The 14384-nt window shown below is 43.0% G+C and carries 9 protein-coding genes and 1 tRNA gene; 5 read left to right on the forward strand and 5 right to left on the reverse strand.

Annotated elements, in window-relative coordinates; all coding sequences use genetic code 11:
• Positions 1 to 7: 7 nt before the first annotated feature.
• From gabT to H5114_RS06610, 4 genes are all read left to right on the forward strand, one after another.
• Positions 8 to 1282: a 4-aminobutyrate--2-oxoglutarate transaminase gene (gabT, locus tag H5114_RS06595; RefSeq protein WP_182722503.1), complete on the forward strand. Its 1275-nt coding sequence runs from the start codon at positions 8 to 10 to the stop codon at positions 1280 to 1282.
• A 135-nt stretch (positions 1283 to 1417) separates the two neighbouring features.
• Entirely contained in the window at positions 1418 to 3535 is a 2118-nt protein-coding gene (locus H5114_RS06600) for a methyl-accepting chemotaxis protein (RefSeq protein WP_124017044.1), read from the forward strand.
• Positions 3536 to 3718: 183 nt separating this feature from the next.
• Positions 3719 to 4378: an RluA family pseudouridine synthase gene (locus H5114_RS06605; protein WP_182722504.1), complete on the forward strand. Its 660-nt coding sequence runs from the start codon at positions 3719 to 3721 to the stop codon at positions 4376 to 4378.
• Between the two features lie 100 nt (positions 4379 to 4478).
• Positions 4479 to 5201, forward strand: a complete 723-nt coding sequence (locus H5114_RS06610; RefSeq protein WP_124017046.1) for a DUF599 domain-containing protein — start codon at positions 4479 to 4481, stop codon at positions 5199 to 5201.
• 579 nt (positions 5202 to 5780) lie between these two features.
• On the opposite strand, the gene H5114_RS06615 is transcribed toward H5114_RS06610, so the two are convergent.
• Positions 5781 to 5857 (reverse strand) — tRNA-Ile (locus H5114_RS06615).
• Positions 5858 to 6796: 939 nt separating this feature from the next.
• Between H5114_RS06615 and H5114_RS06620 the strand changes: the two genes are divergently transcribed.
• On the forward strand, positions 6797 to 9637 hold the full coding sequence (locus H5114_RS06620) for an FAD-binding and (Fe-S)-binding domain-containing protein (RefSeq protein ID WP_182722505.1): 2841 nt from the start codon (positions 6797 to 6799) through the stop codon (positions 9635 to 9637).
• A gap of 183 nt (positions 9638 to 9820) precedes the next feature.
• On the opposite strand, the gene rpoD is transcribed toward H5114_RS06620, so the two are convergent.
• From rpoD to rpsU, 4 genes are all read right to left on the reverse strand, one after another.
• Positions 9821 to 11659 (reverse strand): RNA polymerase sigma factor RpoD, encoded by a 1839-nt coding sequence (rpoD, locus tag H5114_RS06625; protein ID WP_124017050.1) that lies wholly within the window; start codon positions 11657 to 11659, stop codon positions 9821 to 9823.
• A 150-nt stretch (positions 11660 to 11809) separates the two neighbouring features.
• Entirely contained in the window at positions 11810 to 13537 is a 1728-nt protein-coding gene (dnaG, locus tag H5114_RS06630; RefSeq protein ID WP_182698995.1) for a DNA primase, read from the reverse strand.
• A gap of 89 nt (positions 13538 to 13626) precedes the next feature.
• The gene (locus H5114_RS06635) at positions 13627 to 14070 is read right to left on the reverse strand and encodes a GatB/YqeY domain-containing protein (protein WP_124017052.1); all 444 of its coding nucleotides are present in this window, start codon (positions 14068 to 14070) and stop codon (positions 13627 to 13629) included.
• Positions 14071 to 14077: 7 nt separating this feature from the next.
• The gene (gene rpsU, locus H5114_RS06640; protein ID WP_006080725.1) at positions 14078 to 14293 is read right to left on the reverse strand and encodes a 30S ribosomal protein S21; all 216 of its coding nucleotides are present in this window, start codon (positions 14291 to 14293) and stop codon (positions 14078 to 14080) included.
• Between the last annotated feature and the right edge of the window lie 91 nt (positions 14294 to 14384).

Here is a 14384-nt window from a genome sequence, read left to right on the forward strand (position 1 = left end):
GTGGGCAATGACTAAAACAAATGATGGACTAATGGCACGTCGCCAAGCGGCAGTGGCTCAAGGTGTAGGACAGATCCACCCAATCTTTACTGAACGAGCGGAAAACGCCACAGTATGGGATGTTGAAGGCCGTGAATATATTGATTTTGCAGGTGGTATCGCCGTACTTAACACCGGCCATTTACACCCTAAAGTTAAAGCAGCAGTGGCAGCGCAGTTAGAGGCGTTCTCACATACTTGTTTTATGGTGCTTGGCTACGAAAGTTACATTGAAGTGTGTGAAAAACTCAATCATCTGGTGCCTGGTGACTTTGCTAAAAAAACCGCGTTGTTCACCAGTGGTTCGGAAGCGGTTGAAAACGCCGTTAAAGTCGCGCGGGCTTATACCAAACGAGCGGGGGTTATTGCATTTACGTCTGGTTACCATGGTCGCACTATTGCTGCCTTGGCATTAACTGGCAAAGTCGCCCCCTACAGTAAAGGCATGGGCTTAATGTCAGCTAACGTGTTTAGAGCTGAATTTCCATGTGAAATGCATGGCGTGTCTGAAGACGATGCTATGGCATCGATTGAGCGCATTTTTAAAAATGATGCTGAGCCTGCTGATATTGCTGCCATCATTTTAGAACCCGTTCAAGGCGAAGGTGGTTTCTACGCTGTGACGCCGTCATTTATGAAACGTCTACGTGAACTCTGTGACGCCCATGGCATTGTATTAATCGCTGATGAAGTGCAAACCGGTGCGGGTCGTACAGGCACGTTTTTTGCGATGGAGCAAATGGGCGTAGCAGCAGATATCACTACCTTTGCTAAGTCAATTGCCGGTGGTTTCCCATTATCAGGCATTACTGGTAAAACCGAAGTGATGGATGCCGTTACTGCAGGTGGTTTGGGCGGCACTTATGGTGGTAGTCCTATTGCTTGTGCTGCGGCATTAGCCGTTATCGAAGTCTTTGAAGAAGAGCAATTGTTGGCCCGTGCCAATCAAGTGGGTAACAAACTCAAATCAGCATTAACCGACATGCAGGCTAAATACCCGCAAATTGCTGATGTTCGAGGCTTAGGTGCAATGATCGCCATTGAGCTGATGGAAGACGGTGAGCCTGCGCCGCAGTATAGTGGCAAAATTTTAGCTGAAGCGCGAAGCCGTGGGCTTATTTTATTGTCATGTGGCACCTACGGTAACGTTATTCGTGTATTAGTTCCGTTAACAGCGCCTGATGCACAAATTGATGCCGGTCTGGCGATTATGGATACCACATTTCAAGCGGTGTTTAAATAACCAGTCTTTTTATGATCTAGAATAAATAAAATCCTGCTTTTGTGGGATTTTTTTTGGATTAAACAAACTTAATTTTTAAAGCTGACTACACTTTATTTATATCTAAAAATCATACTAAAGCAGGAGCCCACTTGAATGAAGGAATTATCCATTAGGTCAAAGTTGTTATGGATCACCTCGACATTATTTATTGTCACAGTAATTTCACTTTCTCTAAGTCTCTGGCTGGGATTAAAAGAAAAAAATGCTGAGTTAGCCACACAAGTAGAGATAGCGCTAAAGCAAGAGATTAACGACAAACTGTCAGCAAGAGCCGGGGAATATGGCGAACGAGTGGCGGGATTTATTAATGAGGCCTATAGGATCCCTTTTTCATTTGCTGGCTTACTTGAGCAAAGCTCAAAAAAAGATCCTTTAAGTCGTGAACGTGTTGAGTTGTCTGTCGCTGCAATACTTCAAAAAAATAGCCAACTGTCATCTATGTACGCGCAATTTGAACCAAATGGTTATGATGGTCTTGATAGTGAATACACTCAAGGTGCACCTCACAGTGTCGTGAGCTCGGGCACCATGGAAATATATTATACTCGCAATGATGATGGCACTGTTGAGCAGAACCAAGTTGATGATGCTGCTGAAAAATATATTACGACGTTAAATGAGTTTGGTATGCGCGAAGCAGAGTGGTACTTATGCGCGAAAGATACTAAGAAGCCTTGTTTAATGGAGCCTTATTTATACGAAATCACCCCAGGTAATACAGCGTTAATGACCTCGCTAACCGTGCCTGTGATTGTTGATAACCAATTTAAAGGTTTAGTTGGTGCAGATATTAATTTGCCGATATTTCAAACCATGATCATGGAATTATCTAAAAGCTTATATGGTGGAGAGGCCAAGGTGACCTTGGTGAGCCAAAAAGGATTTGTGGTCGCTGCCAGTCATTATAAAAAACTTGCTAGACCCTTGAGTGAGTCTGTAGGGCCAGAATTGGCCAAAAAACTGTTGGCGTTAAACAATTCATCGGGGTTTGTTAATGAGCCTAATACTATCGCTGTGGCTTATCCTATTAATATTCCTATCGCCAATGCGACTTGGTCATTGATTATTGAAGCGCCAAAAAGTAACGCATTTATGGCGGTTGATGATATGAACACTGCCATGAATGAGATGGCAACGTCGCTGGGGAGTTTACTGCTAACCATAGGCATCATAGTTACCGCTATTGCTGTATTGATTATCAGTCTGGTGATTAAGAGCATTATTTCGCCGCTTAATATGATCCAAGCTAGGGTCGAGAATCTTGCCAGTGCAGAAGGTGATTTAACCCAATCGATTGAAGTTGAATCTCATGCGGAATTAATTGCCCTTGGTAGTGGTATCAATGCCTTTATTGCGAAATTGCGTTATCTGATCTCCGAACTAAAAGTGCTTGCAGACCGCTCACAGCAAGAAAGTATTAAGTCGGCAGACATCGCTAAGCACACTCGCGAAAGTGTTAATCGTCAATATGGCGAAATTGAAAGTGTGGTTACTGCAGTCAATCAAATGAGTGCTACCGCGCTAGAAGTGGCAAAAGCTTCTGAGCAAACGGCAATGGAAACCGAGTCAATGACTGTCAATGTTAAAGATGGTCAGACGCGTTTAACCCAGGCTATGGTGTTTGTTGAAGGTATGTCGACAGATTCTGAGCAAGCTCAGAAAGCGGTGGGCATGGTGTCGCAAAGTAGCTCCAATATTAGCCGTATTTTAGAGGTGATCAGTTCGATTGCTGAACAAACTAATCTATTAGCACTAAACGCAGCGATTGAGGCGGCTCGTGCCGGAGAACAAGGTAGAGGCTTTGCTGTTGTTGCTGATGAAGTGAGGACTCTAGCGTCTAGAACGCAAAAGTCGACTAATGAAATTAGTACCTTAATTGAATCGTTACAAAAAGAAGTTAAAAATGCTTCGAGTATTATAGATAAAGGCGCTCAAGGTGCACAAAAAGCCGTAGAGCAAACTCAGCTGGCATTGCAGTCGCTTAATGCCATTGTAGAACAAATTAACGAGGTGTCTGGTCAGGTGACGCATATTGCTACCGCCGCAGAGGAGCAGAGTGCGGTAACCGAAGAGGTTAATCGTAATATTACTGGTATTTCGGATTCTGCATCAGAATTGTCACAGCTTGCCGACAGTGCTCAGCAAAGCAGTGACAGTTTAGCCAAGCTAGTGGATGAGCAGCATCAGCAGTTGGCAAAATTACGAACTTAATTCTGTATGCTTTGTGTGAATATGAAAAAAGGTGGCTTATTAGCCACCTTTTTTATTGTTATCCCGCTCAAGGTAGGACATCTGCTAAGATGTCACTCATTGGGTATGGCGACTACGATATGGTTATCACAAATATCATGTTACTAAGATATGATGGTTATTAAGATATGCTGACGAAATATTATGACTGAATTTATTGCGCCACCTTGTGATGGAATTATTGATGTTTTATACCAAGATGAACATCTACTGCTTATCAATAAGCCAACAGGTTTATTGAGTCTTTCGGGGAAAAATCCATTAAATAAGGATTCAGTACACTATCGTTTAGTGCAAGATTACCCTACGGCAACCTTAGTACATCGACTTGATTTTGGTACCTCTGGCATCATGCTGGTGGCATTAAACAAAGTCATCAATGGATTACTAACAAAACAGTTTCAGCAGCGCACTATTACTAAACACTATACCGCTGTACTTTATGGCGATGTAGTTAACGACTTTGGTGATATTAGGTTACCGATAGCCAAAGACAGCGAGCATTTTCCGTTAATGAAAGTGTGTCATCACCATGGCAAGCTCGCTCACAGTCAATACCAGGTAATAAAGCGACATCAAGAGGGGATATCTACCCGAGTGGAATTTACCCCTATCACTGGACGTACACACCAGTTACGTTTGCACAGCCAACAAATCAGTCATCCTATTTTAGGGTGTGACTTGTACTATAATGAACATTCTCAGCAGATGTCGAGTCGCTTGATGTTACACGCTAGTGGATTATCTTTTACTCATCCAGTGACCGAACAAAGGATCGATTATGTTTGTCCAAGTCCCTTTTAATGAGTGAGCTATTTAACCGCTCAACAAACAAACTGATTTTAGCATGATGAAATCTAATGCATAATCAATCTATTATTTATTATTACGCGGGTTAATCAGTATGGTTATGTCTTGGTTAGATGCGCTAGCGTTAAGTGTATTTTTGGTCAGTTGGATCGGTTATACCAGTTTTGCCAAACGTAAAGCGAAAAACACCAACTGTATTGCGCGAGTGATGCATCAGCAGCGCATACATTGGATGTCACAAGTTATAGCCAAAGAAATACGTGTGGCCGAAGCGGCATTGTTGGCTAATTTAGAGCGTAATATTGCATTTTTTGCTTCCACAACCTTACTGATCATTGCGGGGGTATTAACGCTTTTTTCTCAAGTGGAAAAGCTTGAAACTGTTATTGGTTCTATTCCTTTTACCTCATCGCCTAACCATGCCTTGGTGCAAGTCAAACTGGCTCTTTTAGCTGGTATCTTCGTGCTAGCTTTTTTCCAATTTACTTGGTCTATGCGTCAATATGGTTTTGTGAATATCATGATTGGTGCTGCGCCATTAGATAAAACTGGCACCGATAAAAATGCACTCGGTTACGCAAGGCAAATGGCTGTTGTGCAAGATCAAGCAGCACATTCATATAACTATGGCCTACGATCTTATTATTATTCCATGGCCGCATTGTGCTGGTTTATGCATCCTGGGATATTTATTTTGGCCAGTTTATTTGTGGTATACACTTTGTACCAACGCGAATTTAATTCTAAAGCCGTGGTAGCCATTACCGCCGCCCAAGCCTTCCTAGAAAAAAATCCGGCCTATATCCGTCGAGACTAGGGCGGCAATATCAACTTAGCCACTCTCGTGAGATGCTCATGCAAATGAGCAAATGCTATTGTGGCTTGGATATATTCTAAATAACCTCAACGTGGGATAACAAACGCCCTCAAACAGCCCTTTGCCTTGCCAGCAGCGTTGAATGAACCTGCAATAAAGTCGCTATTGACGCGACTATATCGCTTTGTGAATAACATAAATGACAAGTGTGAGAGTGGTTAACTTCTAAGCTTTTGATTCTTATCATCATACCTCTATCCCTTATCCCTAGTTCAGAGTAAATAGGATCAGGTGACTCATCAATCATGGCTGTTTTTATACATGGGTCTATTTAATAGGAAGCGTTTTAGCTGCAATATTGCTGTTATCAAATACTTTATCTCGGTAGTTTATTCTTGCGGCTGGTTTAGGCTGTTAAACAATACTGTTAAGTCGTTTGTTATTATTATTGAAGGCGCTGTTTGTTGGCGTGGTGGTAAGTATGGTGGCATTGTTACACTGTGTTAGCCGCTACAGAGTCTGTAACGCCAGAAACGAAAAAGCCGTAGTAGGTGTTATCCTGCTACGGCTTATCTGAATTGGTGGCCCCTCACAGACTTGAACTGTGGACCTGACGATTATGAGTCGTATGCTCTAACCAACTGAGCTAAGGGGCCGACTTAAGCTAGTCGTCACTAACAAAAGCGTGTGCAGTATACGAAGTTTATTTGTGCTTGTCACCTCTGATGTTGCAAGAATTCTATTGAAATGATTCAACTGGTTATCTGTTAATCAGTACAACTAAATATCCATAACAAGCTTGCAGGTATTTGTCGCACTTTAATGTCAAACAGAGAGGTTGATCGCAGTTACAGCGGATGACTTTTTTGTCACAACGTTACCCCGTGATGACTTGTGCTATTCAGCCTGAATCTCAGTGGTGATTTTTTTGTAAAAGTCCGTCAAAATGACAACTATCCTCATTGCCCCCTCATTGCCAGGTCGTCGGCGCCATTTAGCCAAAAATGCTAACGTTTCCTCTATATCCCAGTGCTGTAGCGCATGTTTAATCCGATTCTGTGAAGGCGGTATGTGTGCTTGGTTTTGTTTTGTTATTTTCTGTGATCGAGTTGACCAATAACGTTTTGATATCAGGGGGTTGTTCACGTTAATAGTACAAATTTCGAGCTGATTTAAAGGTTGAGATTAAGGTCTAAAGTATTTGCAGTATGTTGCGTTTAACTCTGCTAAAAAGGTAGACAAGGTATTATTACGTCAGTCAGTAAACCCATGTACTGCACCATAATAATGTGTTCTTAATAACGAGAATCGTTTTGGCTGCAAGTTACAATTATTTCTATTTTGATCCCAAATGGCTTTAGCTTGAAATCAAGGTAACAACAATACAAGCACAAGTATAAATTGGCAGTCTTAAATAGTTTGGGGCAAATATTTGCATGATATTAGTCGAAATCAACATGCAGGAATGTCTGACCAAAATGCTTATCTTGGCTATGTCGAGGTCATCAAGTTACGGTGCAAAGTCGGCATAACGTTTTAGATGGAGTCTACTAGGACTCTGTTCACATATAGATGACATGAATGGGGATACACACATGTTGCAATCTAATTTGACCGTGCTTGCCGATAAATTAGGCCAACTCCTTGAGCCTTCTCGAGTTCATACCGATTACATACGCCGCGTAGCTTGGGGTACAGATGCTTCTTTTTACCAAAAGCGTCCACAAATGGTCGTCCACACTAAAGATGAAGCTGAGGCGTCAAAAGTATTGGCGCAATGTTATCAGAGTGCGACTCCAGTGACCTTTAGGGCTGCAGGTACAGCGCTTTGTGGTCAGGCTATTTCTGATTCAGTTTTGATGGTTGCAGGCCTTCACTGGAATCGCTTTAAGGTGTTAGAAGCGGGTAAGAAGGTACAAATGCAGCCCGGAGTCATAGGTTCTAGACTGAATAGTGCGCTGGCACCTCTGGGATGGAAATTTGGGCCAGATCCGGCCACCATAGCCTCTGCAATGGCGGGTGGAATTGTATCTAACAACGCTTCTGGGATGAACTGTGGTACGCATCATAACTCTTATCAATTAATCGACTCTGCACGAATCATCTTTGCCGATGGCTCGATTTTAGACACCGCAAATGTGCAAAGTTGTGAAGCATTTAAGCAAAAGCATCCTGAAATGATCAAAGGTATCGAAGCCATTCGTGACGAAATCATGGCTAATCAGGAACTCGTTAACCGTATCAAGCGTAAGTATTCGATTAAAAACGTGACGGGTTTTGGTATGAACTCTTTCGTTGATCATCACGATCCTATCGACATTATTTTACACTTGATGGTTGGCTCTGAAGGTGCCCTAGGGTTCTTATCTGAAATCACCATGAACAGTGTGGTTAAAAACAATTTTTCTGCATCGGCAATGGTGTATTTCGATTCACTTCGTGGAGCTTGTGAGGCCATTGTTGAGCTGCGACGAGATGCCTTCAAAGAAACCAATGCTGCCGAGTTATTAGATAACTTTGCCCTCAAGGCTGTTGCTCAATCTAAGTATCAAACGCCAGACTTTCTAAAACATGTTCACAAAGATGTGACGGCGGTATTATTCGAGACCTTTGGCGACAGCCAGGAGCAGATTGATGCTAACGTTGCTAAAATGTCAGTAATTATGGCTAAGCACGGTTTGTATCGTGATGTCGAGTTCACCCAAGATCCAGCCGTTGTCACTAATATGTGGGCCATTCGTAAAGCCATTTTCCCGCTGGCCGGTTCAATGCGCCCAGTCGGTACGTCTTGTATTATCGAAGATATCGCCTTTCCTATTGAGGTGTTGCCACAAGCCACCATAGATTTACAAAACTTATCTTTTGCCCATGGTTATGATGATGCGGTGATCTATGGTCATGCCCTTGAAGGTAACTATCACGTTATCTTCGCTCAGGACTTCTCTACTAAAGCTGAAGTGGAACGTTTCGAAGGCTTTATGCAAGGAATGGCTGATCTAGTTGTTGGATATGACGGATCGCTTAAAGCTGAACACGGTACAGGCTTTGGCATGGCTGCATTCGTTGAAAAAGAATGGGGGAGCGCGGTCTATGACTTGATGAAGCGAGTTAAGAAAACCCTGGACCCAAACGGTATTTTAAACCCAGGGGTCATCATTAACGATGACCCACTCTGTCACGCAAAAGGCTTTAAGCCTATGCCAAAAGTGCATGATATTGTTGATAAATGCATTGAGTGTGGATTTTGTGAACCGCATTGTGTGGCCCATGGCTTAACCTTGTCTCCACGTCAACGTACTGCTGTTGCGCGTGTCATGAAAACCTTAGAAGCCACAGGTGATGAGCCTGACGTCTTGGCTGACCTAAAGAAGAACTATCCTTACTTTGCCATCGACACCTGCGCTGCAGATGGCCTGTGTAAACTCGGTTGTCCAATGGCAATTGATACCGGTAAATATATGAAAGTATTGCGGGCCGAAGGGGCCAGTAATATGGATAAGAAAATTTCTGATTTTACTGCCGATCGTTTTGGTAGCATGGAATCTGTGGCTCGATTTGCGCTAGGTGCCACTGACATTAGCCGTAAAGTGATTGGCGAATCAGGTATGGGGGTAATCACTAAAATCGTTCGTAAGATTATGCCTAGCATGCCGATCCCATTATGGACTGAAGGTATGCCGACACGGGGCAAAGCTTTACCAACGGCTAAAACCTCTGGTGACATGAAAGCCGTTTATTTCCCTGCATGTTTGAACCGTATGATGGGCACCAGTGCTAAACATGATGATCAGCGCTCTTTGCCTGAAACGATTGTGAGCCTATTCGAAAAGGCTAATATTGAGATGATCCTAGGTGAGAAGACCAAAGGCTTATGTTGTGGTCAGCCTTGGGAGTCTTATGGTCATGACGAAGCGGCTGATCGTAAGTCTGATGAGCTCTCTGTGTGGTTGTTAAAGGCGTCTAACAATGGTGAATATCCAATCTTAGTGGCTACCACTGCCTGTCTTGAGCGGATGCGCCGAGCTTGTGATAGCCGTTTACAGATGTATGGCCCTGAAGAGTTTGCTTTTGAATTCTTGGTTGATCGTCTACACATAAACAAAGTTGTCGATAAAGTGGCTGTTCATCCAACCTGTACCACTCGTAAGCTTGGTATGGCTGGTAAGTTAACTGAGCTTGCCAAACTTTGTGCTACCGAGGTTGTGGTGCCTGAGAAGGTTGGGTGTTGTGGTATGGCGGGTAACCGCGGTATGAATTACCCTGAGCTTAATGAGCATGGTCTTCGTCATTTAAAAGAGGAGACTAAAGATCAAGGTTGTACTCATGGTTACTCAGTATCAGCAACCTGTGATGTTGGGTTAACGACCCACTCAGGTATTCCGTATAAAAATATCTTAACGCTACTCGATAAAGCATCTAGCAAAAAACAGCACTAATACGCTTATATTGATATTGATTAGCCCACGAAATAGCGTGGGCTTTTTTTAGCTTTACGGATGTCATACCCATGTTATTCACTACCTGAACCGTTTATCGAGTGGCAAGCTTGGCAATCTATATAAAAAAACCCAGCATATGCTGGGTTTTTATGGTCTTGCTATAGAGCGTAAACCTTACGTTTACTCGTCTAAGAACGACTTTAAGATTTCTGAGCGAGAAGGGTGACGTAATTTACGTAACGCTTTAGCTTCAATTTGACGAATACGTTCACGTGTTACATCAAACTGCTTGCCCACTTCTTCTAACGTGTGGTCGGTATTCATGTCGATACCAAAACGCATACGCAGTACTTTTGCTTCACGGGCTGTTAGGCCAGCTAGGACTTCGTGTGTAGCGTTCTTTAGACTTTCGCTTGTGGCTGAGTCTAATGGTAGCTCGAGGGTAGTGTCCTCGATAAAATCACCTAAATGCGAATCTTCATCGTCACCGATTGGGGTTTCCATTGAGATTGGCTCTTTAGCGATTTTCAGTACCTTACGAATTTTATCTTCAGGCATCATCATACGTTCTGCCAATTCTTCAGGAGACGGCTCACGGCCCATTTCTTGAAGCATTTGACGCGAAATACGATTCAACTTGTTGATGGTTTCGATCATGTGTACTGGAATACGGATCGTACGCGCTTGGTCAGCGATTGAACGAGTGATTGCCTGACGGATCCACCACGTTGCATAAGTCGAAAACTTGTAACCACGACGGTATTCAAACTTGTCTACCGCTTTCATCAAACCAATGTTACCTTCTTGAATCAAATCCAAGAACTGTAAACCACGGTTGGTGTATTTTTTAGCAATAGAGATAACCAAACGTAAGTTAGCTTCAACCATTTCTTTTTTGGCACGGCGAGCTTTCGCTTCACCGATAGACATACGACGGTTAATGTCTTTGATGCCTGCGATGGTTAAATCTGTTTCAACTTCGATAGCACCTAACTTGGTCACACAACGTGTGACGTCATCAGTGATCATACGCAAACCTTCAGCGTAAGGCTTGGTGCTGGCTTTTTCTTTGTTGAACCAATCTAAGTTTGTTTCGTTGCCAGTGAATGCTTTAATAAAGTTTTTCTTTGGCATTTTAGCTTGTTCAACACACAGTTTAATGACCAAGCGTTCTTGAATTCGAACGCGGTCCATCATGTTGCGCATGCTTTTAACTAAACGGTCAAACTGTTTTGGTACTAAACGGAATTCTTTGAATAATTCACCAATAACAAATAATGAGCCAATCGCTTCAGGGTGGTCACGGCCTTTTGTGGCAATGATCGCTAAGCTTTTTTCGTAGGCTTCTCTAAGTTGAGTGAATTTTTCTTTAGCTTCTTCAGGATCAGGCCCTTTGTTGCCTTCTTCCTCTTCTTCATCGTCGTCATCGTCATCGTCATCATCATCGTCATCTTTTTTAGAGTCCGCTAATTCAGAACCAATGTTGGTTGCGGTAGGGGCGACGTCATCGTCGTCAGGATTGATAAATCCAGAGATAATATCAGACAAGCGCAATTCTTCAGCTTCATACTTATCGAATTGTTCTAAGATCATTGCAATCGCTTGAGGGTACTCACTGACAGAACTCTGTACAGTGTTGATACCTTCTTCGATACGTTTAGCAATAACAATTTCGCCTTCGCGGGTAAGTAGCTCTACCGTGCCCATCTCACGCATATACATGCGCACAGGGTCTGTGGTTCGGCCTAACTCACTTTCTACGGTTGCGAGAGCTGCCGCTGCTTCTTCTGCAGCATCTTCGTCTGTGTTGTCTTCCGACATCATCATGTCATCGGCATCTGGCGCTTCTTCAAAAACGCGGATACCCATGTCATTTATCATCTGGATAATATCTTCAATCTGATCGGAATCGACCATGTCTGCAGGTAAGTGGTCGTTCACTTCTGCATAGGTTAAATAACCTTGCTCTTTACCTTTAGCGAGCAACAGTTTGAGTTGCGACTGCGGAGTGTGATCCATAGATATCATCCAATTTTGGGGAACTGATAAAACGATAGGCCAGTTAGCTATGCTAAGTGGCACGCAAATCGTCAATTATAGCTGTGTGGGCTAACCTTAGCTAGTCCATGGCAATGTTTGTTCGCATATTCTTAACGAATAAGCTGCGAACTACTTCGCTATGCCTTTCATTATAGAAATCAGCTTAGTTAGCTGTATTTTTTCAACTTTCGTTAAAGCCTGTTTCAGGCTTAACTCCTGATATCGTTGTTCAATATATTGGTTGTTTAACCAAATCAGGGTTTGTTTAAACTCTGGCAGTACGTTTTCATCCGCCACTTGATGATCCCATTGGGCTAGCTTAATTAGAGTGCTTTTTTGGTCATGCTCTCTATGCATTTCAAGTAGTTGTGCGCTGTTTAACGTTTGCTCTCGAGTTATATCTAACAAATGATTGAGCAATTCTATGCCGGTCATTTGTAATCGATTTAGTGCTGGCTGCTTTGCCAAACCAAAGCCTAAGCTGGGGGTTTGGACTAGGAGGGCAATGGCCAATCTTAATGGCGTGCCGCGACCTTGTAAGCCTTTAGCATTTAATGGTTTTACTTTTTTTACCGTAAAACCTAATTTTTTCTTTAAATCATCGGCACTGTTCATGCCTAACTTATGGGCTAAATTTTCTAACAATAAATTCTGTAGGACGGTATCTTGTACCTTTTCAATTAGCGCAATGGCTTGCTTGGCTAATGCGCCTTTGTCTGTCCCGTGGTTAGCACTCAATGTGTCAAATAAAAACTCAGGCAGTAACATGGCTTGTTGCATTAAGGCTTCAAAGGCCTCTTTGCCAATTTTGCGTACCATAGTGTCTGGGTCTTCACCTTGCGGCAGAAACATAAACTTGACCTGGTCACCTGGTTTTAACAGTGGTAGTGCTGTTTCTAGTGCGCGCCAGGCGGCTTCTCGGCCGGCGCGATCACCGTCATAACAACAAATCACTTGCTTTGCACTACGCACTAAAAGCTGAAATTGTTCAGCAGTAGTCGAGGTACCTAAGGATGCGACGGCATAATCAACCCCAAACTGGGCGAGGGCGACAACATCCATATATCCTTCAACAATTAATACATGCTGAGGGTCACGGTGCTTTTGTTTTAGCTCATATAAACCATAAAGTTCATTACCCTTATGAAATATGGGCGTTTCTGGAGAATTCAAGTACTTTGGGGTACCGTCACCCAAAACTCTTCCACCAAATCCAACCACACGACCACGACGATCGCGTATTGGGAACATTAATCTGTCGCGAAAACGGTCATAGCGTTTACCGCTATCATTGGCAATTAACATGCCTGCTGTCAGTAATTTATCTTGGGCGGGCACATTTTGCCTGTAACGCCCCAGTAAACCATCCCAACCGTCGGGAGCAAACCCAATGCCGAACTGCTCAACAACTTCAGTCGATAATCCGCGAAACTCAAGATAGTCGATAACTTTCTGTTTGTCTGTGTGCTGCCTCAACTGGCTTTGATAGAAGAGGTTGGCTTCTTCCATCAGTTCGTATAAATCTCGACTTAATCCTTGATCAGGTCTTTTTCCTGTGCCTTGCTCTCGTGGGACTGCAAGACCAAGCTGACCGGCAATTTCTTCAATGGCATCAACAAATTCTAGGCGATCATATTCCATGACAAAATCAATCGCATTGCCATGGGCACCGCAGCCAAAACAGTGGTAAAACTGTTTGTCTCTACTGACGGTAAAAGAGGGTGATTTTTCGCTATGAAAAGGACAACAAGCCGAATGGTTCTTACCGGCTTTTTTCAACGGCACTTTACGATCGATTAGATCGACTATGTCTACTCGAGCTATTAGCTCATTGATAAAATCACGAGGTATCGCCATTGATTGCTGTTGTTCTCGAATTTACTTTATCAACTGATTTAAACAAACAAGCCGTGCAAGTGCACGGCTTATTCAACATTAAAAATTGATTACTTCAATTTAGCGCGGATCATTGTACCAATGGCACTCATATCTGCACGGCCTTGAACTTTAGATTTTAATGCTCCCATTACTTTACCCATATCCGCCATGGTTCCAGCACCAACCTCAATAATTGTTGCATCGATAATCGCTGCAACTTCATCTTCGGTTAGCGGCGTAGGCAAGAAGTTTTCGATTACTCGAATTTCTTCTGCTTCTGCCTCTGCCAACTCCGGACGATTCGCTGCTTCATATTGAGCAATCGAATCGCGGCGTTGTTTAACCATCTTGGTTAATACAGCTATTGTCTGTTCATCAGTCAGTGTTTCGCGGGTATCCACTTCAATCTGTTTGATGGCAGAAAGAGCCATACGAATTGTTCCTAGGCGCACTTTTTCTTTAGCGCGCATAGCATCTTTCATTTGGTCTTTTAGCTGTTCGGTTAAGTTCATAATGAGATTAATATAAACGTACGCGACGTGCGTTTTCGCGAGAAAGCTTCTTAGCTAGACGCTTAACTGCAGCTGCTTTTGCACGCTTACGGGCAGTAGTTGGCTTCTCGTAAAATTCACGAGCACGCACGTCAGCTAGAATACCTGCTTTTTCACAAGAGCGCTTGAAACGACGAAGAGCTACGTCGAATGGTTCGTTTTCACGTACTTTAATAATTGGCATACGCCATCACCCCTTAGGTGTAGTTATGCTGGATGACTAAATCGACTAAACTTTTTTAGTGATTTAACTCAAACCAAAGGCTATTTAAAAT

This window comes from Shewanella sp. SR43-8 (genome assembly GCF_014163775.1).
GTDB lineage: Bacteria > Pseudomonadota > Gammaproteobacteria > Enterobacterales > Shewanellaceae > Shewanella > Shewanella vesiculosa.